This is a genomic window from Psychrobacillus lasiicapitis (genome assembly GCF_006861795.1).
Taxonomy (GTDB): Bacteria; Bacillota; Bacilli; order Bacillales_A; family Planococcaceae; genus Psychrobacillus; species Psychrobacillus lasiicapitis.
Window position 1 is genome coordinate 96,694 of the sequence record NZ_VDGH01000005.1, and the last position, 26,651, is coordinate 123,344.

26 protein-coding genes, 1 tRNA gene and 1 riboswitch are annotated in these 26,651 nt (G+C 36.0%); of the genes, 2 read left to right on the forward strand and 25 right to left on the reverse strand.

Translation table 11 applies throughout. The annotated features are described in order from the left end of the window. Positions 1-106: 106 nt before the first annotated feature. Positions 107-2,119 (reverse strand): DUF7743 domain-containing protein, encoded by a 2,013-nt coding sequence (locus FG382_RS09620; protein ID WP_142538691.1) that lies wholly within the window; start codon positions 2,117-2,119, stop codon positions 107-109. 608 nt (positions 2,120-2,727) lie between these two features. Between FG382_RS09620 and FG382_RS09625 the strand changes: the two genes are divergently transcribed. Then, positions 2,728-3,282 carry a restriction endonuclease gene (locus FG382_RS09625; RefSeq protein ID WP_142538692.1) on the forward strand — a complete coding sequence of 185 codons (555 nt, stop codon included), beginning with the start codon at positions 2,728-2,730 and terminating at the stop codon, positions 3,280-3,282. A 444-nt stretch (positions 3,283-3,726) separates the two neighbouring features. Here the strand turns inward: FG382_RS09625 and FG382_RS09630 are convergent, their stop codons facing one another. The 16 genes from FG382_RS09630 to FG382_RS09700 all read right to left on the reverse strand — a co-directional run bounded on the left by FG382_RS09630 (position 3,727) and on the right by FG382_RS09700 (position 16,316). Next, positions 3,727-5,208 carry a TOTE conflict system archaeo-eukaryotic primase domain-containing protein gene (locus FG382_RS09630; RefSeq protein WP_142538693.1) on the reverse strand — a complete coding sequence of 494 codons (1,482 nt, stop codon included), beginning with the start codon at positions 5,206-5,208 and terminating at the stop codon, positions 3,727-3,729. A gap of 302 nt (positions 5,209-5,510) precedes the next feature. Beyond that, the gene (locus FG382_RS09635; RefSeq protein ID WP_142538694.1) at positions 5,511-5,789 is read right to left on the reverse strand and encodes a hypothetical protein; all 279 of its coding nucleotides are present in this window, start codon (positions 5,787-5,789) and stop codon (positions 5,511-5,513) included. A gap of 780 nt (positions 5,790-6,569) precedes the next feature. Then, positions 6,570-7,181, reverse strand: coding sequence for a hypothetical protein (locus tag FG382_RS09640; RefSeq protein ID WP_142538695.1), 612 nt, complete (start codon positions 7,179-7,181; stop codon positions 6,570-6,572). A 20-nt stretch (positions 7,182-7,201) separates the two neighbouring features. Next, positions 7,202-7,363: a hypothetical protein gene (locus FG382_RS22955; RefSeq protein ID WP_211356385.1), complete on the reverse strand. Its 162-nt coding sequence runs from the start codon at positions 7,361-7,363 to the stop codon at positions 7,202-7,204. Positions 7,364-7,612: 249 nt separating this feature from the next. Beyond that, positions 7,613-8,587: a tyrosine-type recombinase/integrase gene (locus tag FG382_RS09645; RefSeq protein ID WP_142538696.1), complete on the reverse strand. Its 975-nt coding sequence runs from the start codon at positions 8,585-8,587 to the stop codon at positions 7,613-7,615. A gap of 166 nt (positions 8,588-8,753) precedes the next feature. Further along, positions 8,754-8,827 (reverse strand) — tRNA-Arg (locus tag FG382_RS09650). Between the two features lie 171 nt (positions 8,828-8,998). Beyond that, the gene (locus FG382_RS09655; protein WP_142538697.1) at positions 8,999-9,493 is read right to left on the reverse strand and encodes a metallophosphoesterase family protein; all 495 of its coding nucleotides are present in this window, start codon (positions 9,491-9,493) and stop codon (positions 8,999-9,001) included. 8 nt (positions 9,494-9,501) lie between these two features. Then, positions 9,502-10,104, reverse strand: a complete 603-nt coding sequence (locus FG382_RS09660; protein ID WP_142538698.1) for an XTP/dITP diphosphatase — start codon at positions 10,102-10,104, stop codon at positions 9,502-9,504. Beyond that, entirely contained in the window at positions 10,101-10,862 is a 762-nt protein-coding gene (gene rph, locus FG382_RS09665; RefSeq protein WP_142538699.1) for a ribonuclease PH, read from the reverse strand. The genes FG382_RS09660 and rph overlap by 4 nt, the downstream gene beginning before the upstream one ends. A 72-nt stretch (positions 10,863-10,934) precedes the next feature. Further along, the gene (racE, locus tag FG382_RS09670; RefSeq protein ID WP_142538700.1) at positions 10,935-11,732 is read right to left on the reverse strand and encodes a glutamate racemase; all 798 of its coding nucleotides are present in this window, start codon (positions 11,730-11,732) and stop codon (positions 10,935-10,937) included. Positions 11,733-11,741: 9 nt separating this feature from the next. After that, positions 11,742-12,200 (reverse strand): MarR family winged helix-turn-helix transcriptional regulator, encoded by a 459-nt coding sequence (locus FG382_RS09675; protein WP_142538701.1) that lies wholly within the window; start codon positions 12,198-12,200, stop codon positions 11,742-11,744. Between the two features lie 77 nt (positions 12,201-12,277). Further along, complete coding sequence (locus FG382_RS09680) at positions 12,278-12,502, reverse strand: helix-turn-helix domain-containing protein (protein ID WP_093266715.1); 225 nt, start codon at positions 12,500-12,502, stop codon at positions 12,278-12,280. 65 nt (positions 12,503-12,567) lie between these two features. After that, complete coding sequence (locus FG382_RS09685; protein WP_142538702.1) at positions 12,568-13,017, reverse strand: acyl-CoA thioesterase; 450 nt, start codon at positions 13,015-13,017, stop codon at positions 12,568-12,570. 102 nt (positions 13,018-13,119) lie between these two features. Continuing rightward, positions 13,120-13,896 (reverse strand): succinate dehydrogenase iron-sulfur subunit, encoded by a 777-nt coding sequence (sdhB, locus tag FG382_RS09690; RefSeq protein ID WP_142538703.1) that lies wholly within the window; start codon positions 13,894-13,896, stop codon positions 13,120-13,122. Between the two features lie 2 nt (positions 13,897-13,898). After that, positions 13,899-15,656: a succinate dehydrogenase flavoprotein subunit gene (sdhA, locus tag FG382_RS09695; RefSeq protein WP_142538704.1), complete on the reverse strand. Its 1,758-nt coding sequence runs from the start codon at positions 15,654-15,656 to the stop codon at positions 13,899-13,901. 48 nt (positions 15,657-15,704) lie between these two features. Further along, positions 15,705-16,316 carry a succinate dehydrogenase cytochrome b558 subunit gene (locus FG382_RS09700; RefSeq protein ID WP_142538705.1) on the reverse strand — a complete coding sequence of 204 codons (612 nt, stop codon included), beginning with the start codon at positions 16,314-16,316 and terminating at the stop codon, positions 15,705-15,707. Between the two features lie 289 nt (positions 16,317-16,605). Between FG382_RS09700 and FG382_RS09705 the strand changes: the two genes are divergently transcribed. Continuing rightward, complete coding sequence (locus FG382_RS09705; protein WP_142538706.1) at positions 16,606-17,019, forward strand: YslB family protein; 414 nt, start codon at positions 16,606-16,608, stop codon at positions 17,017-17,019. Between the two features lie 511 nt (positions 17,020-17,530). On the opposite strand, the gene FG382_RS09710 is transcribed toward FG382_RS09705, so the two are convergent. From FG382_RS09710 to FG382_RS09745, 8 genes are all read right to left on the reverse strand, one after another. Further along, on the reverse strand, positions 17,531-18,751 hold the full coding sequence (locus FG382_RS09710; RefSeq protein ID WP_142538707.1) for an aspartate kinase: 1,221 nt from the start codon (positions 18,749-18,751) through the stop codon (positions 17,531-17,533). A 92-nt stretch (positions 18,752-18,843) separates the two neighbouring features. Then, positions 18,844-19,023: riboswitch (Lysine riboswitch) on the reverse strand. A gap of 167 nt (positions 19,024-19,190) precedes the next feature. After that, a complete protein-coding gene (uvrC, locus tag FG382_RS09715) occupies positions 19,191-20,966 on the reverse strand; it encodes an excinuclease ABC subunit UvrC (protein ID WP_142538708.1) in 1,776 nt (591 codons plus the stop codon). Positions 20,967-21,016: 50 nt separating this feature from the next. Continuing rightward, entirely contained in the window at positions 21,017-21,331 is a 315-nt protein-coding gene (gene trxA, locus FG382_RS09720; RefSeq protein WP_142538709.1) for a thioredoxin, read from the reverse strand. A gap of 170 nt (positions 21,332-21,501) precedes the next feature. After that, complete coding sequence (locus tag FG382_RS09725) at positions 21,502-22,479, reverse strand: electron transfer flavoprotein subunit alpha/FixB family protein (protein WP_142538710.1); 978 nt, start codon at positions 22,477-22,479, stop codon at positions 21,502-21,504. 42 nt (positions 22,480-22,521) lie between these two features. Further along, the gene (locus FG382_RS09730; RefSeq protein WP_142538711.1) at positions 22,522-23,295 is read right to left on the reverse strand and encodes an electron transfer flavoprotein subunit beta/FixA family protein; all 774 of its coding nucleotides are present in this window, start codon (positions 23,293-23,295) and stop codon (positions 22,522-22,524) included. 25 nt (positions 23,296-23,320) lie between these two features. Then, positions 23,321-24,094, reverse strand: a complete 774-nt coding sequence (locus FG382_RS09735) for an enoyl-CoA hydratase (protein ID WP_142538712.1) — start codon at positions 24,092-24,094, stop codon at positions 23,321-23,323. A gap of 18 nt (positions 24,095-24,112) precedes the next feature. Continuing rightward, positions 24,113-24,694, reverse strand: coding sequence for a fatty acid metabolism transcriptional regulator FadR (locus tag FG382_RS09740; protein WP_142538713.1), 582 nt, complete (start codon positions 24,692-24,694; stop codon positions 24,113-24,115). Positions 24,695-24,859: 165 nt separating this feature from the next. After that, a complete protein-coding gene (locus FG382_RS09745; protein WP_142538714.1) occupies positions 24,860-26,557 on the reverse strand; it encodes a long-chain-fatty-acid--CoA ligase in 1,698 nt (565 codons plus the stop codon). Between the last annotated feature and the right edge of the window lie 94 nt (positions 26,558-26,651).

Sequence of the window (26,651 nt, forward strand, 5' to 3'; positions counted from 1 at the left end):
AGCATTTTTTAGACTAGTAAAATGTTGGAAATGAAAATAACTAAAGTAGTAGAACACACCAAAAGCGACTGATGAATAAATATCAGTCGGCTTTTAGTAATATTTTTCAGTCCACTTGTTGAAAAATGACTTGTTCATCTTTTACTACATATCGACCATCACCAATGTAATAGGTACTTGGTACATATCGATATACTCTAAATTGCTGTCCTTTTTTCAAAACACGAGATGATTTTTTGTTTTTATTAATTGTTTCCCAAACAACAATATCTTCTAGAATTGTTACTTTCCCAATCTGGCCAGACTTCAATTCTAATCCCTTCCACATTATTCCTGACGATTTAGACCCAAATTGAGCATTTTTAATTAACATTTTTTTGGATGGCGTTTCATAGTTAATGGCACTTGTACGTTCAATCCATGTATTTCCTCCAAGTCCGAGCATTTGCGGAATCTCTTCATAAACCAAGTTGTAGTTGTCCACTTTTAAGTAATCTACTTTTATTAAACGATTGTTTAATTGCTTGTAAACTGGCACTATATTTTTTAGTTTCAAGCACCCTATAGCATTAAATACTAAACTCTCATGATAGCACTTTTGCAGATTTTCTTTTCCGTTATCTATCACCACAATATTCTCAATAGGTGGCGGATTGGGATTAGGGTTAGGGTTAGAATTAGGGTTATCATCTGGAGCAATATATTTTTTAATTATTACTTCTGTTGCTTTACTCTGGTTACCAGCAGCATCTGTTGCCGTTAAATATAGTATTGTGCCCGCTTTTTGTTTCTCTATCTCTACGGTATATTTCCCTTCGCTAGTAGTAATTGCTGTTCCTATTACTTTATTTCCAACTTTAACTGTGATTATCGACCCCACTTCTGCCGTACCTGTAATAGTCTTAGAAATTTCTATTACATCATTCACCGATGGCGATTCTGGTGGGGTCAAATCTTCAGGTGGAATATTACCAACTGTGAAGTCAGTGATATATCCCTGTGGTAAATTATTGTATCCATCAAATAAAACAAGCTCATTTCCTGCTTTATCATTCAAAGTAATTTGTTGTAATTTCCAAAGTCCAAACTCAGCACCCTCCCTGACCTTATAACTCCCCATCCAATAATCCCCGGCTATATCATGATTAAGAGTTAAAGACGCAAAACTATTTTCTGAAGGACTTTTATAATAAAACAAAACTTCGTTTACACCAGACATATCATCCGTTACTTTTGCTTTTACCGTAACAGTTTCTCCTACTTTCACATTAAGTGGACTTACTTCAATATTTTCTATGACTGGGGGTGTTTTATCCCCGCCAGATTCATTCTCTATAGTGAAACTGGTAAGATCTTCATCAGGTAAATTATTATTATTTTTATGTAGATAAAGATCATTTCCTGCTTTATCTTCGATAAAAATAGAATCCAAAATCCATTTTCCACTTTCATCATTTGACTGGGCGAAATATATCCCTTCAAAAAGCCCTTCATTTTCCTTATACAGTCTGACAGATCTCCTACTATTTGATGATGGAGAAGAATAATTCATTGAGACATGCTCTACACCAGACATATCATCTGATACTTTCGCCTTTACCGTAACATATTCCCCAACTTTTAAATTAAGCGGACTTACTTCAATATTATCTAGTACGGGTGGTGTTACATCTCCGCCAGTATCATTTTCAATGGTAATTATGGTAAGATCTTCATCGAGTACATTATTTTCTTTATTTACAGGTAGATGGTTAAATGCTTTATCACTTATTACCATATAATCAAAAGTCCATTTTCCATTCTCATCATATGACTGTACAGTATATTTTCCTTCCCAAAATCCTTCATTGTTTTGGGAAAGATTAAATATCATCATTTTGTTTTGTGATGATGGTGAATTATAAACCATACCTACATGCGCTACTCCCGACATATCATCCGTTACTTTCGCTTTTACTGTAATAGTTTCTCCAACTTTTACAGTAAGCGGACTTACTTCAATACTTTCTAGTACTGGTGGAGTTACATCTTCGTTAGCAAATACACTATCAACTGGCAATATTAGTGTATAGATTATACATAAAATCATCGTCATCGTTAGTAATAATATCTTCTTCACAATCTTCCTCCTATTGTCTTTGTTTTAAATGATGTATTACTTCACTAAAATATTCTCTATCAATATAATCATTATTAATTACAAGTTTTTTTTAGTCCCCTGAGCTCATCTAAACCAGAATTTCTATCTAGAACTTCCATAACCGGCTTTTTGACTATGCACAAAAGATAAGTTAATTTTTTTCTCTGAATTAAAAGTACCTCTTCACTTAAGATAAATCTTCCCCCTTCTAGTCCACAAAATTATATAGCTTTTTGGGAAATATTTTGATGTTACTGTACAAGTTCATCGACAAAGAGATTTACCAAGAATTGATCTGTTTGCAAGTAACCTTCACACTACAAAAATACCAGTTATTAACTTATTAGAATATAGAGAATATTTAGTAATAGGTTAATTTTACCGTTAATATTTTAATTGTAAATACATACTAGGCATAATTTGTTTAGAGATGTTTAAAACATCAATTTTATCCATGTACCCTTCTTAGAACAAAATCATCCTTTATCTCCCCTTACAAATACACCTATTTCTAGAGCAATCAGATTAAAGAAGCAGATATTAGGTAACTATAGATACTATAGATTGTTAAAGGGGTTTGAAGCAGAATGAACAGTGAAGATAAAATATACGAAACATTAGCCTTAGGTATGTATCATCGTTTTTGCAGCATTGATAATTTGAGTCAGATCGGAAGCAATGTAAAAGAAAACCCAATAATGTTCGAAAGCTTTGTTGCACTAGTAATGGAAAATACACTTGGTGGTAAAGCTACTGTTACACAACCATCTGGTGACTTTGGAGTAGATATAGTACACACACTTAAGAACAAAGATACGTACCTTGCCCAAGTTAAATGTTATAACCCTACTGATAAAATTAAATACGAACCAATTTCAATTCTCCATTCAAACATAGTAAAAAGAAATGCTGTTGGTGGCTACTTCGTTACTACGAGTGATTATAACGATAATGCCAAGAAATATGCAGAGGGTCTAAATATTAAGCTAATTAATGGTTTTGAATTGGCCCAGTATTGGCTAGGGGAAAAAGAAAGCTGGGTTCATGAAGCTAAAAACAAAACATTCTTAGAAGAATTGTTCAGTGGAATAGAGAGTTTTTTCGAAGAAATATACAATTCAATCGTGAAAAAAGTTAAATGACTAGCTAAAGTTACCAACTAACTTCTCCATTTTAGACAACAAGGTTCTATTGAGGTAAAATACTTCTTTTATACATATGTACGTTTTTACCTATAATAGGTTATTAATATATAGGATTTCGCAGTAATGACATTAAGCCTGCTAGAATCAATAACGTCTTTTAGCAAACATTCTCCCTAAATAAACTATTACGATATTTCATAAAGCCTTCAAACCAACAGTAATTCTCATACCTAAGTATAAAAGCAAAGGAAGCACCTTCATTTGATACTTCCTCTAACTAATGTAATTTAGTTCGTGCAATCCTTGATTAGCATTATGTTTCCCCTTTTTGGGGGTCGTTGTTCTATTTAAGTTTTCACTTAAAGCTAATCAAAGATTTCACTTGTACGTTTTTACCTATAATAGGTTATTAATATATTGGTGGTGCGTTAGCATCCAACTTTAACTAATTTGCTTTACAAGATTCTCATATTGTCTTCTAGGTAACATCTTCTGTAAAGTCTTTTTATCAAAGAAGTGTATAATGCAAGAATTAAAGGAATCAGAATAGTTCAAACCATTACACACTACTTTAAATGAAGAATCTTTTTCTTCTTCATATTCAATATTCATTTTATAAACGTTTGGTTTTTTTTCCTTTTTTATTACCTTACCATGCTCATTTCGTACATGGCGATTACGTTCAATTATTTCTATAACTCCGTTTTGTTCAAGTACATCAATCAAATTTCGTGTTGTTTTTTCTGCTAAACCGCTCGCTTCGCTCATTTGCCTAAATACCATATAAAAATTGCCATTCTTCATTGCATATCTTTTACTATGTATGAGTAAGCAATAGGTCAACAGCTTTTCATTTTTACTTTTCAATTGCAATATCTGTCTCATTTCCTCATATGTAACGAATAAATCCTTTTCTTCTATCGTTAAACTTACCTCATTTTCGTAGATGTACTTGACGCTAGATTGTATATCTTTAATACAATCTTCCCATTTAGTTGTATAACACCTTGTATCTTGTTCACTCAGCCACTCAACCAATTTCTTGTAATTTTCTTCTTCCGTTAAGCCTTGATGACGAAAATATTTTGCTAATTTAAATAATGAATTATGTCTCATGCCTGTTGTGGTTAATCCTGTATGTAACAATTTTTCGATTGCTTCAATCGTTTCCTGTTCACCTATGTTTTCCCTATATATTTTTAAGGGTGTATACTTGCTATCAATAAATCCTCTTACTTCTTCAACCTCTCTAACTTCTTTTTCTTCAACCATATCACGTTCACGCTCTAAGATATTGTAAATAGTCCCAATGTCCATTTGTTTAATCTTGAGAATATATTGCACATTTCGAATTGGCTTTAAACCTTTGTAATAATCCACATACCAACAACGGGGTTTACGCTTATTTTTAAAGTTAATTCCTAGCGGTAGTTTTACCCCCTGTCTCATTCCATTAGGTCGGTACTCTACCTCTCCATAATCAATCTTTAACAATTCTGATTTATTCATGGTCAACAAATATAACTCGTGAGCCAATTCGTTTTTAATTGGTTCATTGAAATATAAATCAACATGATAACCTTTGTTGCCACTTATAGAAATATGAATTTCCTCATTCTGTATACCAAGTTCCATTAGTGCATTTACTAGACGATAAACGGTCCATTTAGCTTTTACCTTATCTTTAACATCTATATCAAAACATATAAATTTTGTGTGATAGGTAGAAGAAAAGACACCTAATGTTGCTTTTCCATCTATATGCCTCTGTACAACATAGTCGTTTAAAGGAAATACCTTTTCATTTTTATAACTGTTAAAAGTTTGATAATTACCATGTTCAGATAGAATCAAATACTGATACCTCGCCATAATAAACAGCTCATTTATTTTTTTTATTATATCCTTATTTTTATTAGACATATTATTCCTCTTTTCTCTTTATAAAGATAAAAGAGGTAACTCCATATATGTTTAATTGTTATGTATGTTCCTTTTCATTTCTCTCTTAATATTTCTTTTGTTTTATGTTTTTGGAATAACCCCTTCTAAACTGATAAAAGTATATTCTCTACTTAATTAATCCTAATTTCTGATATCAACTACATGCTTTATCAAAAACTTATGATGATATTTTCCCCAAATACTATAACATTACAATTCGCCATCAAATTCGTATACTTCTTTATATGGATGGCTTTCAACATAAAAAATAAGATGATTAATCATTCGCAGAAAATTTTCTTCTTCACTTGATGTGTCAGAAAGACCCATTTTTTATCTCTCTCAATCTGTTTGACTCTCAAATCAAAATATTTTTTCAACTTCTTAATATCTTTTTTAGTTAGTAGTAAGACATCACAACCATTCCCATACTTCTCCCCAGCTGTATAGCGCTTCAATCCTCCTATTTTTAACATATCATGAATCAAGTACAAATTAGATGGTTCGTTTAAAGTATATTTATAAACTAAATCTTCTCCACAATCAATATAGCGTCCCATAATATCATTCTCCTTTTTATTGTTAATTAACCTCTCTAAATACGCAGACTACAAATTCAAAAAAATAATAACTAAGTTTTCTAACCCCCCTACAAATATTAATTAATCTTTTTTATAAATCTGTTGACAAAAGATAATGGCTTGATGTATAGTTATATTAAGATGCAATACTTGTGTCAAACTTCATTATTTTGAGAAGTATTACAAATATACCATTTTATCTTCTATTTGTCAAATTAGATTGTTGTGATAACCTCTCTATTCATAGAGAGGCTTTTTTATTTTGTATTCAAAATTTCGCCAGCACACATACCAACATACAATAATAGGGCTATTTTTCTAAGGGGTTTTTCGTCGGATATATCAATATAATACTAATATGTCCTGCAAAAAAACTCTTCTATAAGTTACTGTACGTGAAAGACATGTCTATTAAGAGTATTTTCATTAATCTCATACGTGGATAAACTAATTACTGATGCGACGATCGACAACTTTTTAGATTTACACGTTGCAAATCTTATTTTAAATACAAAAACACCCCTAACATTTAAAAGTGTTTTTGATGTTTGATATTTAAGTGCAACCTATAAAATTTCATTATTTGTTGCACCTGTCAAAAACCTTTTATCATTTTGGCTAGTTACTTAAATCAACAATAAAAGACAATATCTAATATATTATATGTATTAGTCTTTAAATCATTGTATTAGTTATTGGTTTAAGTAACGAGCCAAAATAAAAAGACGGGCAAATGAATAACCCATCTCGCCATACTGCTTATTTAGAATCATTTCCTATTTGTACAAATTCCTCATGCATTGTTTGTTTACCTATAACAAAATGCTCTAACGCCTTGCTTGTCAATTCTGCATCTTTAGTTAGAATACTATCGTTAAAAGCTATCGTACCGTTAAGATATTCCTCTGTAGCTTTAGCTATTAGCTCATGTGACAACTCAAATCTCTCTGGTGGAATTATGCTCTGAACTTGTTCTAAATTATCTCTAAGCGCATATTCAACTTCATCTAGCTTGGATAGATATTCGCTTGCGCCTGAAATTTGAGAATTAGTACCTGCCATCGTTACCAATGTAGTAACTGCATCAATGTTGTTAGATATATAGCTAGTTGCTTCTGACATAGCATCAGTATAATCAGATACACTCATTTCCTCTTGTACAACTGGCTCTTCTTGCACAACAGGTTCTAATTCAATTGGCTCCTCTACTTCTACTGCTTCCTTTTTAGAAACCTCGACAATCTCTGTCTGACTCTCTTTACTTACTTCTTCTGCGCCATTCTCATCAATAACTCCTACTTCACTACAAGCAGTCATCAATGCTAAAACCATAGCTAGCAATGTTACGTTAAGTGATTTCTTCATCTTCATACACATTTCTCCTTTTATGTTTAATCATTTGAAATGATTATTAACATGTTATTTTTGTTATTGATTGCAACCATTCTTTCTGTTTTTACAGTTTTGTTTTTGGAAACGAAGCTACCATTTACAGCCTTTACCTCTTTAGCTACAACCTCTTCTCTGCTTCGAAATTCGAATTTATTATACAATGTTGATTGGAAAAACTTTCAATACCCTCCATTAACTTAGAGAACACAAATAAAATATATCTCCCAAAGAATCACACGTAATAATTATGTCTATAAAGAGTGTTTTACAATCATTTATCCCCTTTCATACGGTGTAATTATTGACAGGAATGAGTAGCTATAAGTATATCTACAACTTTATTAGCATCTTTCATAACTACTTCGAAAAAGTCATTCAAATAGAAAATAAAAAGAATCCAGTCAACAATATTATAGGTATTCCCTTAAATCAGATGCGACCTGTTCTACATCTAAATCTAAATATTGAGTAGTCACACCGAGATCTGAGTGTCCTAGTGCTTTACTAATGAGAGCTACATTCGCTCCCTTGTTCAACAAATTCTTGGCATAAGCTCGTCTAAGTGCATGTGCATTGATGTTTGTTAAGCCATATTTTTTACTATACTTTGTCAATTGCTTTGAGATTGCGTTATTTGTTGATTTTGTATTTAACGATGTTCCTTTTGTTGAAATGAAAACATTTTTATTCTGCTCATTATAGTGACTCCGTATCTTTTGGTTTTGCTGAATTAGTATTTGTAGCAACTTAAGTAATTGATTATCAAGAGGCAATTTTAAAAACTGATGATTCTTTAGAATAGCCCCATCCATATAAATAACCATGTTATTGAAATCGATATGCTTCTCTTCTAGCTGTCCTAAAGTATTGATTCGAATGCCTGTTTTGTACATAGTAAGTACCGCTACTGCATCACGTAAGCCTACGAAGGTATTTAAATCTAACAATGACAATAAGATTTGTATATCCTTCTCATCTGCTCCCTTTTTAACCTTCTTATCGACCTTTACAGACACCATTTGCCAAAACTTAGACTCATACCACCCATTATTGAAACACTTGCTTAAAAATGATTTTAAAGCCTTAAGTCTAGTCAGCTTTGTTTGGTTCGACACTTGCATTTGTTCAAGCCATCCATAGATTGTATTAAGCGTAATATCCGACAGATACTGAACATCTTGAACTTTCCTGAAGCCTCTTATAATAGTCTCATAATCTTTGATAGTCCGATGCCTGTAGCCACTCGCTGTCATCTGCTGAACAATGATTCCTGATGCTTCATCAATAGTTCTTGAATTAACCCTCTGTGAACCGGTTTGCTCGGGAACTAACATAATACTATCTAAATCAATATTCACGTCAAACAGCCCTGTTTTCTTTGTCATAACAAAAAATCCTCCATTCAATTGAATTAGAAGATAGTTTCGGTATAAATTTACATAAAATGACAGGGATAAAAAAAGGGACTAAGTCTCTTGGACCGAAGCCCTGACCTAATCCCCATTCATTTACGAACCCTTATTTCCCAAGGATTCATAACCTTTTCTTTTACGTCCCAGGAGAGATTCGAACTCCCGACCGACGCCTTAGAAGGGCGTTGCTCTATCCAGCTGAGCTACTGAGACAAGTACTCCCCCACCACACAGATAGGAAAGACAAGATTTATTATATAATTATATTTGAACAAAGTCAACGTTTTCTAAAAAAATTATATTATTTTTTTAATTAAACTTAAGTCAATTTCGTTCAAGGGTTTTTGCGTCATTTTCTTAGGGGTATCCCTGTGTTCAATAAAATCAAAAACTGATACTTTCTAGAATCTTATGCTCCGCCGAGTAAAAGTTTACAAGCCATGTATCTTCGACTTTTTCTACAATTGCATAACTTTTCTCTTTACGCCCACGGGGCATATGTAAGCTTCCTGGATTAATATACAAAAGGCCGTTTTGTAATTCTGCAGCAAGTAAATGAGAATGTCCGAAACAAACAATCGAAGCATGCACTTCTTCGGCGCGATATTTAAGTGGCATCAGCGTTGTTTTCACTTGATGCTTATGACCATGCACCACTAATATTTTTTCGTTCCCTAGTTCAATTATTTCTTCCTCAGGAAACCCCTCATCAAAATCACAATTTCCTCGGACAATATGAACAGGTTTACTTTCAAAAGAAGAAGCAGGTAATTCACTATCACCACAATGAATTACTGCGTCCACTTCTCTCCAATGCTCCATTACCCGTTCCATTGTCGCTATGTCACGATGCGTGTCACTCATCACTAATAACTTCATCGGTATATTTACGCTTTCCCGACTAAATTATCTAAATTAGCTGCAAGTAATTGGAGCGCATTGCCTCGATGAGAGATAGCCCCTTTTTCTTCCGCCGTTAGTTCAGCCATCATTTTGTTTTCGGAAGGAACAAAAAAGATTGGATCGTAACCAAATCCATTCGTGCCTTTTCTTTCTGAAGCAATGACTCCTTCACAAGTACCCCTTACTGTAAATGGTTCACTTGTTGGAGAAACTACCGCAATCGCACAAACGAATCTAGCTGTTCTTTCAGATTCTTTGATGTCTTTAAGCTCTTCTAGCACTTTATCAATATTTGCCTCATCGCTCTTCTCTTCCCCCGCATATCTCGCAGAATAGATGCCTGGGCGTCCGTCTAGGGCGTCGATTTCAAGTCCACTGTCATCTGCTATGACCATTGTTTGTAAACGGTTAGCGAGGGCCGTGGCTTTTAGTAATGCGTTTTCTTCAAAAGTTGTTCCCGTTTCTTCTACATCCATATCATCTGCCACGTCATGAAGTGTTAGTACCTCATATCCAAGTGGACCAAAGAGCGCTTCAAAATCTTTTGCTTTTCCTTTATTTTTCGTTGCAATAATTATTTTTTTCATACTGTTTCAGTACCTCCTTCACCAATTTTAGTTGCTAATTCGCCAAGTGCACTTTGCTGCACATCCATTAATTGTTTAATACCGATTTCACCAAAATCCAATAAGTCCATAAGTTGTTTTCTAGAGAAGGTCGCTTCTTCACCAGTACCTTGAAGTTCTACATACTCACCACTACCCGTTTGGACAATATTCATATCAACAGCGGCAGCAGAGTCTTCTTCATAATTTAAATCTAACACGACTCCAACATTTTCTATTACTCCCACGCTTGTTGCAGCTAAATATTCACGTACAGGAAAATAGGCTAGCTGCTTTTGCTCATATAATTTCCCTAGCGCAATCGTCAGTGCAACAAATGCACCTGTAATACTTGCAGTTCTTGTACCACCGTCTGCTTGAATGACGTCACAATCGATCCAAATTGTTTTTTCCCCGATTATTTCTAAATCGACAACCGAGCGTAATGCTCGTCCTATTAGTCGTTGAATTTCCATCGTACGTCCCGTCACTTTCCCTTTAGATGATTCTCTTTGGTTACGGGATTCTGTGGCGCGTGGCAGCATGGAATACTCTGCAGTAATCCATCCTTTCCCTTGTCCCCTTAAAAACGGTGGCACACGGTCTTCAATCGTCGCATTACAAATGACTTTTGTTCGTCCAACCGTTATTAATACAGAGCCTTCCGGATGAATTAAATAATCAGTTTCTATTTTTACATCTCTTAGTTCATTTACTTTTCTTCCATCAGTTCTAATCATAAATTTCTCCTTTAGTCCATTCCTTTACGCAAAAGAAGACCCCGTTATTTAAGTCGTCTCAAGCTAACAGGGTCATTTGAATGAAATTGTTCGTACATCTGCATTTTGTAAATCTAACCATTTTTCCACAATTGTTTTAAAAATCGGGACCGATCCCGTTGTATAAAAAACAGGTATTTTTTTCTCCTCAATTGGATGATGCATATGATGATAATCTAAATACTCATTAACATCCTGGGCAGTTTCTTCGGCAGAGGAAAGTACTTTTACATGCGGGCCAACTGCCTCTTCAATATGCTTTTGTAGTAACGGATAATGCGTACACCCGAGAATAACTGTATCGAATTGTTCCTTTTTTAACGGCAATAATGTCTCCATTACCATATTCCTTGCAAACTCGCCTTCATATTCATTACTTTCAACGAGTGGAACAAAGGTAGGGCAAGCAAGTGGAATAACTTTGCTAGACGTATTCAAAGCTGCTATTGCTTCTTCATACGCTCCACTTTTAATCGTACCGCTTGTACCTAGCACTACGATTTCATTTTTCTTTGTTGCCTTAATCGCTGCCCTTGCTCCTGGAAAAATTACACCTATAACAGGAAAAGGCATTTTTTTACTCAATGAATTAAGTGCTACAGCCGTTGCCGTATTACAGGCAATAACGAGCATTTTTATATTCATTTTAGCAAGCGCAGTAGCGAGTTGCCATGTAAACTTGCGCACCTCTTCACTTGACCTTGGTCCATATGGACATCTTGCTGTGTCTCCTATATAAATAATTTCTTCATTAGGTAGATGTCGCATAATTTCTTTTGCAACTGTTAAACCACCTACTCCAGAGTCTATAACACCAATTGGGGCTTTCACGTTAATTCCTCAGTTCTTTTTCATCTCTTGATGCAATTTTTCTAGTAAAATCGATAAATTTGCTACTTCTTTTTCGTTAAACTGACCAAGGATATCTTTTAAGTATTGCTGTCTTTTATCAATAACCTCTTCAATAATACGTTCACCTTCCGCAAGTAAATGTATACGCACTACACGGCGATCTTGTTCATCTCTCACTCGTTGAACTAGTTCACTTCTTTCCATACGATCGATTAAATCAGTCGTAGTACTAAAAGCTAGATACATCTTAGTGGAAAGATCACCGATAGTCATGTCTCCAAGCTCTAGCAGCCACTGAAGGGCCACAAACTGCGGTGGTGTGATTGTATATGCATTTAAAATTTGACGGCCTCTTTGCTTAATGATTCCTGATATATGTCGAAGCTCTTTTTCTAAAAAAGCAACATCTTCTTGATTATGTTCCGTATTTCTTCTATCATCTGCCATCTAATCCTTCACTCCTCAAAACAATTCTACATATTTATTATTGTGACGTGTTCTGAGGAAAATGGCAAGGATTGAGGTTAATTCAACGATAGTTCGCCTAGTCTTAATAGTTCCACAATTGCTTGTGACCTTCCCGATACTCCTAGTTTTTGTATCGTATTAGAAATGTGATTTCTGACCGTCTTTTCACTAATTGATAACTGAATTGAAATTTCTTTTGTAGAATTATCTTCTACAAGTAACTGAAAAATTTGACGTTCTCTGTTCGTCAAGATTGATCGATGCTGATTGTTATCGTACAATGCCTTAGCCCCCTATCCACTCTCCTTCTAACGTATGTAGCACCGGGATAGTAGGTGACGGCTAGTTAGCACTGTTTTTGAAAAACTTCTCGTTCTTTTTCATTCCACTTGGAAGCTTTACCTGTTTTTTTGTCAATTTGGACGACAGAACCCCTGCCAGTAAAGACAATTTCACCTTTTTCATTTTTCGCCATGTAATGTATATCTACAGAAGAAGAACCTAGCGTATTTGCTTTTACATATATCCGGAGTTTTTCGTCGAAGAATACTTGTTTGACATAATCACATTGTAAATCCGCAACGACTGGGATTTTTTCTCCCTTGGGATTCAACCAGTCGCTCATGAGATGGATATGTTTGAAATATTCAATTCGTGCATATTCAAAATAAGCAAACGTTACTGTATTATTCAAATGTCCATACATATCCGTTTCTGAAAAACGTACACTTACTTCCACAAAAAAAGAAAATTCCTGTTCCCAACTCGCAACATCTTCTATGTAATTAGCTCGCATAAAAACATTCCCCCATAAATGAATTTTTATTCATTTATTGTAACAGAGAAAGAAAAAATCTGCATAGAACATTTCATTCTACGCAGATTTCCACATTATATATTAGTCAACCATATGGTCGCTTCCGAAGAAGTTTTTAAACATTTGAACTGTTGTATCACGGTTCAATGCAGCAATAGAAGTAGTTAAAGGAATACCTTTTGGACATGCAACAACACAGTTTTGTGCGTTACCGCAGTTTGCAAGGCCTCCATCTCCCATAATAGCATTTAAGCGTTCATCTTTGTTCATTGAACCAGTTGGATGTGCATTAAATAAACGTACTTGTGATAGTGGGGCTGGTCCCATGAAAGATGCACCACTATTTACGTTTGGACAAGCTTCCAAACAAACACCACAAGTCATACATTTAGATAATTCATATGCCCATTGACGTTTACGTTCTGGCATACGTGGTCCTTCACCAAGATCATAAGATCCATCGATAGGAACCCAAGCTTTAACTTTTTTCAATGAATCAAACATACGAGTTCTGTCTACTTGAAGGTCACGAACTACAGGGAATGTTTTCATTGGTGCTAGTTTAATCGGTTGAACCAATTGATCGATTAATGCAGAACAAGATTGACGTGGTTTACCATTGATAACCATCGAACAAGCTCCACACACTTCTTCTAAACAACTCATATCCCACGCTACTGGTGTAGTCGCTTTCCCGTCAGCATTGACAGGATTTCGACGAATTTCCATTAGGGCAGAAATAACGTTCATATTAGGGCGATAATTCACTTCGAATTTTTCCCAATATGGTGTTGATTCTGGAGTATCTTGACGAAAAATTTCAATTTGAACTTTTTTAGTTTCAGTTGCTGTTACCATGATTAATTTTCTCCCTTCGTAGAATAATCACGTTTACGAGGTGCAACAAGCGATACGTCAATTTCTTCATAATGAATAACTGGAGCTCCAGTTGCCGGATCAAATTTAGCCATTGTAGTTTTCATGAACTCTTCATCATTACGCTCTGGAAATTCCGGTTTGTAATGAGCTCCACGGCTTTCATTGCGTTGAAGAGCTCCGAGTGTAATAACACGAGCTAACACAAGCATATTCTTCAACTGGCGAGTAAATGATGCACCTTGGTTAGACCACTGTTGTGTATCATCCATATTGATATTTTCATATCGTTCAAGCAATTCTTGGATTTTTTTGTCTGTTTCTTCTAACTTGTCATTGTAACGTACTACTGTTACATTATCAGTCATCCACTCACCTAATTCTTTATGAATCAAGTAAGCATTTTCTGTACCTTTCATCGCAAGCGTCTTATCCCACTTTTCTTGCTCAAGTTTCACTTCAGCTTCAAAGATAGCATCGTCCATATCGATCGCATGAGTTTTTAATTTACTCATGTAATTAACGGCATTTGGACCAGCAACGCTTCCGCCGAATACAGCTGATAGTAGAGAGTTTGCTCCTAGACGGTTCGCACCATGTTGAGAATAATCACATTCACCAGCAGCAAAAAGACCTGGAATATTAGTCATTTGATCTTCATCTACCCATAGTCCACCCATTGAATAGTGAACAGCAGGGAAAATCTTCATCGGAACTTTACGAGGGTCATCACCAGTGAACTTCTCATAGATTTCGATAATTCCACCTAGTTTAATGTCCAGTTCGTGTGGATCTTTGTGTGAAAGATCCAGGTAAACCATGTTTTCCCCATTAATACCAAGTTTTTGGTTAACACATACGTCGAAAATTTCACGTGTTGCAATATCACGTGGCACTAGGTTACCGTATGCAGGATATTTTTCTTCTAGGAAGTACCAAGGTTTTCCATCTTTGTACGTCCAAATACGTCCACCCTCACCACGTGCTGATTCTGACATTAAGCGCAGTTTATCGTCACCTGGGATTGCAGTTGGGTGAATTTGAATAAATTCTCCATTTGCATAGTAAGCACCTTGTTGATAAACGATAGAAGCTGCAGAACCAGTATTGATAATAGAGTTAGTCGTTTTACCGAAAATAATTCCAGGACCACCAGTTGCCATAATAACAGCATCTCCGCGGAATGCACGAATTTCCATTGTTTGAAGGTTTTGTGCTTTAATACCGCGACAAACCCCTTCGCTATCTTTTATAATTCCAAGGAATTCCCATCCTTCGAACTTCGTAACTAGACCATCTACTTCAAAACGACGCACTTGCTCGTCTAAAGCATATAGTAATTGTTGACCAGTCGTTGCACCAGAGAATGCTGTGCGGTGCATTAATGTACCACCGAAACGACGGAAATCTAATAAACCTTCTGGCGTACGGTTGAACATAACACCCATCCGGTCAAATAAGCTAATAATTCCAGGAGCAGCATCAGTCATTGCTTTTACTGGTCTCTGGTTTGCTAGGAAGTCTCCACCATATACAGTATCATCTAAGTGTACTGCAGGTGAATCCCCTTCCCCTTTTGTATTTACAGCCCCGTTAATACCGCCTTGTGCACAAACAGAGTGTGAGCGTTTTACAGGAACTAATGAAAATAGATCTACGTGCGTGCCATCTTCGGCTGCTTTCATTGTTGCCATTAATCCAGCTAGACCACCGCCGACAACAATAAGTTTACTTTTTGCCATGCTATTCTCACTCCTCGATTTTATGGTAGTTGAATGTATATAAAGTTCTTATACAAATGCTAAAAGAGCTTGTACACCAACTACAGATAACGCTAAGAAGATTACTAATGTTACATATGTAGCAATTCGTTGGGATTGTGGTGATTGTGTAATTCCCCAACTAACTAAGAATGACCAAATACCGTTAGCTAAATGGAATGTTGCAGAAATAACTCCTACGATATAGAAGCCTAACATCCATGGATTTGATAAAATCTCCGCCATCATGTTAAAATTAACTTCTTTCGCACCAATCGCCGCTTGAAACCTTGTCTCAAATACATGCCATGCGATGAAAACAACAAGAAAAATTCCCGTAATTCTTTGTAAAATAAATAAATAGTTTCGTAGCGTCCCGTATCTCTGTGGATTGTTTTTTGCGGTAAACGCAATATATATACCGTAAAAAGCATGGAACATTAATGGTAAATAAATGATGAAAATCTCCAATAAAATAACAAACGGAAGACTTCCCATAAAACCAGATGCTTTATTAAAAGCCTCTTCTCCTCTAGTAGCAAAATGATTTACTACTAAATGCTGCGCCACAAATAATCCAACTGGAATGATTCCTAATAGAGAATGTAAGCGGCGCCAATAAAATTCGCGATCTTTCGACAAAACAGTTACCCCCCTCAAATTTACATTTGCTCTGCATAAAAACTATTCTAATAGAGTAGTTTTTATACGTGGTTCACATCATCATGTTACGAATTTATGACATATCTATTGTACTCTCATCATTTTAGAGCGTCAAGGCATCTTTAGACTTTTCAATAATCTTCTAAATACATTTTTGAATAATAATTCGTTTATTTTTTCACAAACTATTCCATTACCACCAAGAAATTATTTATGATAAAATAGACGAGGACAAATGATACTCACTTTTTGAAAGAAGGGTTGCTACTTGAATGATAAGGAACATTCACATGTAACTTCCTTTGGATATGAATTATTAAGAGACCACGTGCTTGCTTCTATTCTCGGAAAACATGAAAAAGATATTTTATATTGGGCTGGAAAAGATCTTGCTCGCAAGTTCCCTCTTTACTCGATGGAAGAAGCCATTACATTCTTCCAACAAGCTGGTTGGGGAACACTAGAGTTAGAGAAAACAACAAAAGATTCTGCATTTTATACCTTACATACGTTCAATTTACCTCAAAGCGGAAAAACAAGAAGCCACCGATTAGAAGCAGGCTTTTTAGCCGAGCAACAACAGAAAATCGGCGGTTATTTAACAGAATGCTACGACGAAGAACCAAATAAAAATGGAACTGTTTCCTTTCAAGTGAAATGGGATGTAAAAGTTACTAAATAAGCATTGAATGGCTATCAAGCCATCCAATGCTTTTCTTTTTGGATGTGAATACATGGTTAAAACTGACTGCACTTCGCTTTCTGCGGGCGAGCGACGAATCTTCTCACAAGAATCTACCGCGTTAAACGCTAAAATTTTATAGTCGCTGAATAAATAATTCCTAAAAACGGCTAAAAGCAACTAAACTGCAGTTGAAAGCAACCATTTCTATACTGAGAGCAACCAAATTAGCACAAGGGCAACCAAAATACTGATGAAAGCAACCAATTTTTCATATAACAAGTCTACTTAAAGTAAGGCGCTAATGATTTTGTCGTGTTCGAGACGGAGTTTGTCGCGTTCAAAGTCGGTTTTGTTTTGTTAAGCCATTTATTGATTATATTTACTGGAACGAATTTACTTAGATCAACCTAAGTTAATAGCGACTCTTTGAATCTAAGCAGACACTCCAAGCAAAGTAAACAAGGGCCGTAACAATGTCACGACCCTAAAAGCCTAGTTGCTTAATCTGTTATTGTTTGATTGCCAAGTCAAATTCATCATGCAACGCATTGGCAGCGTGAATCATCTCATCTTGAGGGACAACAACAGAAACTTTTATCTCGGATGTACTTACCATTTTCACTGGAATATTTTCTTGGCGAAGTCGATCGAACATTTGCGCGGCAACTCCAGGATTGGATACCATTCCCGAACCAACGATAGAAACTTTCGCTAAGCCTACCTCAAAGTCCGCAAATGTAAAGCCGAGCGCTTTTTTATGGGTTTCAAGAACTGTAATTGCTTCTGCTAAAGACTCTTTTTTAATAGAGAATGAAACAGCAGGTCTTACTCCATCTACAATGGATTGCACAATAATATCAACATTTATATGATTTTCCGCAAGAGTCGTAAAAATTGATGCTAGTGAACCATTAAACGGCACATCATACTCTATCGTTAAACGCACAATATCCGATTCAAATGCTACCCCACGCACTACTAAATTATTTTCCACATCTACTTCCTCCTTTAAAATTGTTCCTTCATTTTCTGCAGAGCTTGAACGTACTCTTAATGGTATTTTATAGTTTTTTGCAAATTCGACTGCTCGCGGATGAAGTACTCCAGCACCTAGATTTGCAAGCTCAAGCATTTCATCGTATTCTAATTGTTCTAGTTTTCTAGCATTTGTAACGTATCTTGGATCCGATGTGTATACCCCTTCTACATCTGTATAAATATCACATACATCCGCTTCAATCGTGACTGCAATTGCAACTGCCGTTGTATCTGACCCACCTCTTCCAAGAGTTGTGATTTCCCCATCAGTTGAAACCCCTTGAAAGCCAGCAACAATTACGATCTTATCTTCTTTCAATAAGTCGCTTATTTTAGAGCCATCCATTTTCTCTACTCTTGCATTTTTATGTACATTATCTGTCACGAGTCCTGCTTGCCAACCAGTAAGAGAGACGGCATCTAGACCTAGTGCATTTAATTGAATCGCTAGTAATGACATGGTCACTTGTTCTCCAGTCGAGAGAAGCATGTCCATTTCGCGTTTGGAAGGATTTTCTGTTATTTCATTCGCTAAATTTACCAACTCATCTGTTGCTTTACCCATAGCTGATACGACTACAACAATATCATGCCCTTTTTCTTTCTCTTTACTGATTCTGTTTGCTACGCTTGCAATTTTTTCTGTATTTGCTACAGAAGTACCACCGAATTTCATCACAATTTTACTCATGCATATTCTCTCCCTTGTTTATCTGTAAGGATTAAAAAATGCTTTCCACATATTGTGAAAAGCATTGTCTCATACACGGTCAAATAATGTCCATGTGAGATAGCCCTCCAGAATACTGAATTCTGACAATCCTACATTTCTTCAATGCAGAACCAACCTAGAATAGGAAAAGCTATACTAGGTTTCGGCAAATGACCCTTTCCTTTAGCAATTGACGGATCTTTTCATCCTCCTGCTAAGTACTCTTGTCAGTTTGCACCTCTATCTTCACTTATCAATTACGCCTCGGCGTAATTGCGTCCAGATTTTGAATTGCGCTAGCGCAATTCAAAATCTGTGACATCCGCCGCAGGCTTAACTTGAAGCAGCAAAAGCTGCTTCAAGTTTATAGTGAATATTAAATTGTATCAACCATACCACAAGAAAATTCAGAAGACAATTACTTTTTCTGAAAATGTTCTACCATTGTTTCTGCTAGCTTGCTAGAAAGCCCTGCTTCTATAAATTCTTCCTTCGTCGCTGCCTGCATTTTCTTGATCGATCCGAAATGCTTTAATAGTATTTTTTTTCGTTTCGGACCTATTCCTTCAATACCATCTAAAGAAGAAGCAATTGTATGTTTTCCTCTTTGTTGACGATGGAACGTAATAGCAAAGCGGTGTACCTCGTCCTGAATACGCTGTAACAAATAAAATCCTTCACTCGTCCGCTTCATTGGAATTAAATCAATAGGATTTCCGTAAAGTAGCTGTGAAGTTTGGTGCTTTCCATCTTTTGCAAGCCCAGCAATAGGAATTTCTAAGCCTAACTCATCCTCTAAAATTTCTCGAGCAGCTTCTATTTGCCCTTTTCCTCCATCGATAATAATGAGATCTGGTAAAGGTAGATTTTCTTTCAACACTCGTGTGTATCTTCTTCGAATGACCTCTCGCATCGCTCCGTAATCATCATGTTTGGCAGCAGTTCTCGTCTTATATTTTCGATAGTCCTTTTTATATGCTTTACCATCTACAAAGACAACCATCGCTGAAACAGCGTCGGTTCCATGTATATGAGAATTATCAAATGCTTCAATTCGGTTTGGAGTGGCAATCCCCATCACATTCCCTAATTCCTCCACAGCTCCTATCGTGCGCTCTTCTTGTCTTTCTATCAGTTGGAACTTCTCACTTAAAGCAAGTACTGCATTTTTCTTTGCAAGATCTACTAAGTTTTTTTTCAAGCCTTTTTGAGGAGTGAACACTTTCATTTCTAATAATTCAGAAGCTAAATGGACATCTGTATCATGAGGAACGAACACCTCTTTAGGTTTAATATGCTCAGGCTTTGCATAAAACTGACCTAAAAACGTTAAAAACTCTTCTTCCGGATCACGATATAAAGGAAAAAGCGATACATCTCGTTCGATTAGTTTTCCTTGTCGGATAAAAAATACTTGGACACACATCCACCCTTTATCGACGGCATAACCAAATATATCACGACTCGTAAAATCGTTGATTGTAATTTTTTGTTTTTCCATAACCATTTCAATATTAGATATTTGGTCTCTATACTCTTTCGCACGTTCGAATTCTAAGTTTTCTGCTGCCTCTGTCATTTTCTCCGTTAATTCTTTTTTTACATCTGTATAACCACCGTTTAAAAAGCTTGTAATTTCATCCGTTAACTTTTTATAAGTGGAATCCTCTATCTCCTTTACACATGGAGCTAGACATTGACCTAAGTGATAATATAAGCAAACACGATCTGGTAATTTTGCACACTTTCTTAATGGGTATATTCGATCTAATAGTTTTTTTGTCTCAAAAGCTGCATGTGCATTTGGATAGGGACCAAAATATTTCCCTTTATCCTTTTTCACTTGTCTTGTAATGATTAATTTTGGATTTTTTTCTGCAGTTATTTTAATGTATGGATACGTTTTATCGTCCTTTAGCATAATATTATATTTTGGATCATGCTTTTTGATGAGATGAAGTTCTAGAATAAGGGCTTCTAACTCTGACGATGTAACGATATATTCAAAATCAACTATTTCTTGTACTAATCTTTGTGTTTTCCCATCATGTGATCCAGTAAAATAAGAACGTACACGATTTTTCAATACTTTTGCTTTGCCGACATAAATGATGGTTCCTTGCCGATCCTTCATCAAGTAACATCCAGGTTCGCCTGGTAATATGGCACATTTTTGTTGTATCAAATCATTCATTTTATCACCCGTTTAAAAAAACCGGGCACCTTAGAGGACCCGGTTTTATATTATGCGTTTTTTTCTACAAATTGAACTAGTGCTTCTTTCGGTTGGAAACCAACAGCTTTGTCTACTGGTTGACCATCCTTGAATAATACTAGAGTTGGGATAGACATAATACCAAATTGACTAGCAGTTGCTTGGTTTTCATCCACATCCACTTTAACGATTTTTACTTTATCGCTCATTTCAGCGTCCATTTCTTCAAGTACAGGAGCAATCATTTTACAAGGCCCACACCATGTTGCCCAAAAATCTACTAATACTAAACCTTTCTCAATCTCTTGTGAGAAAGTCTGATCTGTTCCATGAACTATTGCCATTAAAAATTCCTCCTTTAGTTACCTATAAATAGATTATAGCAGACTCATATTGCTACATCTACATATTAGCTTACACGAAAAGTGAAAGCGCCTATGCCTCCGAGGGGCAAGGTGCTGGAGCTATATCTATACAAGTAAAAACTCGGCTCTAAAAAAGAGCCGAGTCCTTATTAAGCATTTACTTTCAATTGTTTAAATTCTTCCGTAAGCATTGGGATAACTTCGAATAAATCGCCAACAATTCCGTAGTCTGCCACCTTGAAAATGTTTGCTTCTGGATCTTTGTTGATCGCTACAATTATTTTCGAGTTCGACATACCAGCTAAATGCTGAATAGCTCCTGAAATACCTGCTGCGATATATAGATCCGGTGTTACAACTTTACCAGTTTGCCCAATTTGAAGGGAGTAATCACAGTAGTCCGCGTCACAAGCTCCTCGAGAAGCTCCAACTGCTCCACCTAATACGTCTGCAAGCTCTTTTAATGGAGCAAAACCTTCTTCGCTCTTCACTCCACGTCCACCAGCGATAACAACTTTTGCTTCAGATAAATCTACACCTTCAGATGATTTACGAACCACTTCTTTAATAATTGTTCGAAGGTTTGTAATATCTACCGATAACGAAGAGACATCTGCTGATTTACTGTCATCTTTTGCAAATGGTGCAATATTGTTTGGACGAATCGTAACAAATTCGATACCATCCTTTACTTTCACCTTCTCAAATGCTTTACCAGAATAGATTGGGCGAATGTATACTGCCGCGTCTCCTTCTCCTTCAATAGCTGTCACATCGGATACTAATCCGATTTGCAATTTACTTGCAATTTTTGGAGAGATATCTTTCCCTAAAGCAGTATGTCCGAATACGATTGCTTGTGGATTTTCTTGTTCAATAACAGCCAGCAATGCTTGTCCATATCCGTCTGATGTATATTGTTTTAAATGAGGATGTTCCACCGTGATTACACGATCTGCACCATATTTGCCGAGTTCAGCTGTCAAACCTTGCACTGAATCTCCTAATAGAACACTAACAACTTCCCCGCCATTTGAAATTTGTTTTCCAGCAGCGATTGCTTCATAAGAAACGTTACGTAGAGCTCCTTCACGCGCTTCTGCAAGTACTAATACTTTTTTAGACATATTCTTTTCCTCCCGTTTTGTTGAGTATTAATTCAAATAACATTAAACGACTTTAGCTTCCGAATGAAGTAATTGAACTAACTCTTTTACTTGGTCAGCTAGTTCGCCTTCTAATACTTTTCCAGCTTCCTTTTTAGGAGGTAAATAAATTTCTAATGTTTCTGTTTTCGCTTCTACATCATCTTCGTCAATATCTAAATCATCTAGCTCTACTTCTTCTAAAGGTTTTTTCTTCGCTTTCATGATTCCCGGTAGAGACGGATAACGCGGCTCGTTCAAACCTTGTTGTGCTGTAACAAGAAGTGGTAAAGAAGTTTCTAGAACCTCTGTATCCCCTTCTACATCACGTTTGATTGAAACAGAAGTCCCGTCGATTTCAAGATTCGTAATAGTTGTTACATAGTTGATACCTAGTAACTCAGCAACACGTGGTCCAACTTGTCCAGACCCACCGTCAATTGCAACATTTCCTGCTAATATTAAATCAGCATTTTTATCTTTTAAGTATTCCGAAATGATTTGAGCAGCTGTGAACTGATCCAGCTCTTCTACATCATCTTCTATGTTAATAAGAACAGCTTTGTCGGCTCCCATAGCTAGTGCTGTGCGAAGTTGTTTTTCCGCATCTTCTCCGCCCAAAGTAAGTACAGTTACTTCTCCACCCTGTGCGTCGCGAACTTGGATTGCTTCTTCAATCGCATATTCATCATAAGGATTGATGATGAATTCTGCTCCATCTTCTTGGATTTTACCGCCACTCACTACGATTTTTTCTTCTGTATCAAATGTGCGTTTCACTAAAACATAAATATTCATTTAGTTATCCTCCCTTAGCATCTAATTACTTGCCTTTAAAAACTGGTTCTCTTTTTTCTAAAAATGCAGAAATACCTTCTTTTGCATCATCTGAAATAAACACACTTCCAAAAACATTCGCTTCCGCTCGCACCCCTTCATAATATGAGGCTGGCTTAACATATTGGAGCATGTCTAATGCTGCTTTTACAGCGATCGGGCTTTTCTTTGCAATTTTGACTGCAAGCTCTTGTGCACGACTGAATAGCTCTTCTTCAGGATATGCGTGATTGGCTAAACCAATTTTAGCTGCTTCTGAGCCACTGATTGGATCGCTTGTTAACAGCATTTCTGCCGCTTTTGCAAATCCAACATAGCGTGGAAGACGCTGAGTTCCAGCAAATCCAGGTATTAAACCTAATTGTAATTCTGGTAGGCCAAGCTTAGCATTTTCTGAAACAAGACGTATATGACAGCTCATCGCTAATTCTAGACCACCACCGAGGGCAGCACCATGAATTGCTGCAATGACCGGCTTTGAAAATCTTTCTAATCTTTCAAAGATCATCTGCCCACTTTCAGCTAATTCGGAAAATTCTTCACCTGTGGAAACAGCAGTAAATTCTTTAATATCCGCACCAGCAGAAAAGAATCTACCTTCCCCTTTAAGCAAAAGAACACGAACTGCGTCATCATTTTCAACTGCATCTAAAAGATCATTAATCTCTAAGATTACCCCTCTTGCAAGCGCATTTGCTGGTGGACGATTTAGTATAACCGTAGCTACACCGTCTTCGATTTCCCATGACAAAAATCCCATTCTTTCACTTCCCCTTTGTTATACTTTTATAGCATTTAATAATAGACGATGTACTTTAGGAGTTAAGTCTATAATGTTATATTTATACTCATTCATCACCCAAGTAGTGGTCGTCTCATCTATTGTACCAAAAATCATTTGTCTTGCTAACCGAATATCTATCTTTTCATTAAATTCTCCATTTTCAATACCTTCTTTTAAAATGGAATCTAGTAGCACTAAGTAATTTTTTAATATGGCATTTATACGTAAACGCAGGGCCAAATTTGACTGCCTTAACTCTAATTGAGTAACGGTTGCTAAATGATGATCACTCGCAAGTACGTTAAAATGATTTTCAATCATTTGGAATAATTTCTCTGATGCACTCGCGTCTATTTCAATTATTTGTTTTAGATTTTCCGCGAATACCTCCATCTTTTCTTCAAATACGGAGATTAATATGTCTTCTTTGTTTTTAAAATACAAGTAAATGGTTCCATCCGCCACTCCAGCCTGTTTAGCAATTTTAGATACTTGTGACTGATGATAGCCATTTTCAGCAATTACGATAATGGCTGCATCTATAATTTGCTTATATTTCGGCTTGTCTTTTTTCAATATATTCACCACCAATACTCAATTACATCAATAGGCAATAATTTCTTTGGCCTAGGTTAATAAATTTGGAAAAAATAAAAATATGAATGATTATTCATTCATATTTTTATATTATATTTAATTTTCAGTAATGTCAATATGTGAATCTCTACTTTTATAACAAATCTAGGATGTTTGCTCTTGCGCTACTTGCTTTAATTTTTCTTCCTCTATTAAAGTTCTTCTTAATATTTTTCCAACCGCTGTTTTTGGTAGTTCTTTTCTAAACTCATAAATTCTTGGTACTTTAAATGAGGCCAAATTTTCACGACAGAATGTATTTAACTCTTCTTCTGTGGTGGACGCTCCCTCTTTTAACACGATGTACGCTTTTACCGTCTCTCCACGATATGCATCAGGTACTCCCGCAACCACACATTCTTGTATCGCAGGATGTTCATACAGCACTTCTTCCACATCACGCGGATATATATTATAGCCACCAGCTATAATCATATCTTTTTTCCGGTCTACGACATAAAAGTAACCGCTTTCATCCATATATCCTAAATCCCCTGTTAAAAGCCAACCGTCACGCATTGTCATCTCCGTTTCTTCCGGACGATTCCAATAACCTTTCATGACCTGAGGACCTTTAACTGCTATTTCTCCAATTTCTCCAGGAGGAAGTGGAGTTGTGGACTCTAAACTGAAAATGGCCGCATCTGTATCTGGCCACGGTATACCAACTGAACCTTTCACTCGATTCTCGCTATAGATTAAGTTCGCATGAGATACAGGGGAAGTTTCGGTTAATCCATAGCCCTCTACTAGTCTACCACCCGTAACTTTTTCAAACTTCTCTTGTACTTCTAAAGGTAGGGCAGCAGATCCACTCAAACAAGCTACAATAGAAGATAAATCATATTTTTCTGCATCCGGATGATTTAATATGCCAATGTAGATAGTTGGTGCACCAGGAAATAGAGTCGGCTTTTGTTTATCAATCGTTTTAAGCGCAGTTTCCACATCAAACTTTGGCAATAATATCATTCTATTACCTAACATAACAGCCAATATTAAGACAGTGGTCATCCCATACACATGGAAAAAAGGTAAAATGCCTAGTATGCTTTCTTCACCTTTCTTGCATTTATATAGCCATGCATCACACATTGATGCATTCGATATTAAATTTTTATGCGTTAACATAACTCCTTTTGGAAACCCCGTAGTACCACCTGTATATTGTAAAAGCGCAATGTCCTCGTCAAAGTTAAAAGGCATATCGATTGGATTTGCTTTTGCTACTTTCATTATTTCAGGGAATAAATGGTTGATCCCCCTATGCTCCACTTTTACACTAAATCCGTATTGCTTCTTTTGTATAAAAGGATACACCAAGTTTTTGGGGAAAGGAAGGTAATCTTTAATGCCTGTTAGAATGATATTTTCAAGATCTGTGTCTTTTATTACTTTCGAAATTCGAGGATATAGAATATCTAATGCTAAAATTGCTTTCGCACCCGAATCTTTCATCTGGTAAGAAATTTCTCGCTCTGTATATAACGGATTTGTTTGCACTACTATTGCCCCTGCATATAAAGCACCGTAATAGCCAATAACCGCTTGCGGGCAATTTGGTAGCATAATAGCTACTCTGTCCCCTTTTTGAATGCCTAGCATTTGTAAATAGTTCGCAAATTTTAAGGAAGATTCATAGAGCTCCTTGTAGGTCACATCTTTTCCCATAAAATGAATAGCTATTTTTTCTGGGAATTTGTTATACGTTCTTGTTAGGTATTCTTGGACTGGAATAGATTCATAGGAAAGCGTATGTGGGATCTCAGTTGGATATTGGGAAAGCCAAATCTTCTCTGTCATTCTTTTGCCCCCTTATTTCATAATCGTTCGAACATTCATACTTTCATTATAAAGATAAATGAATGACAATTCAATTTATTTCATATTAGAAAAA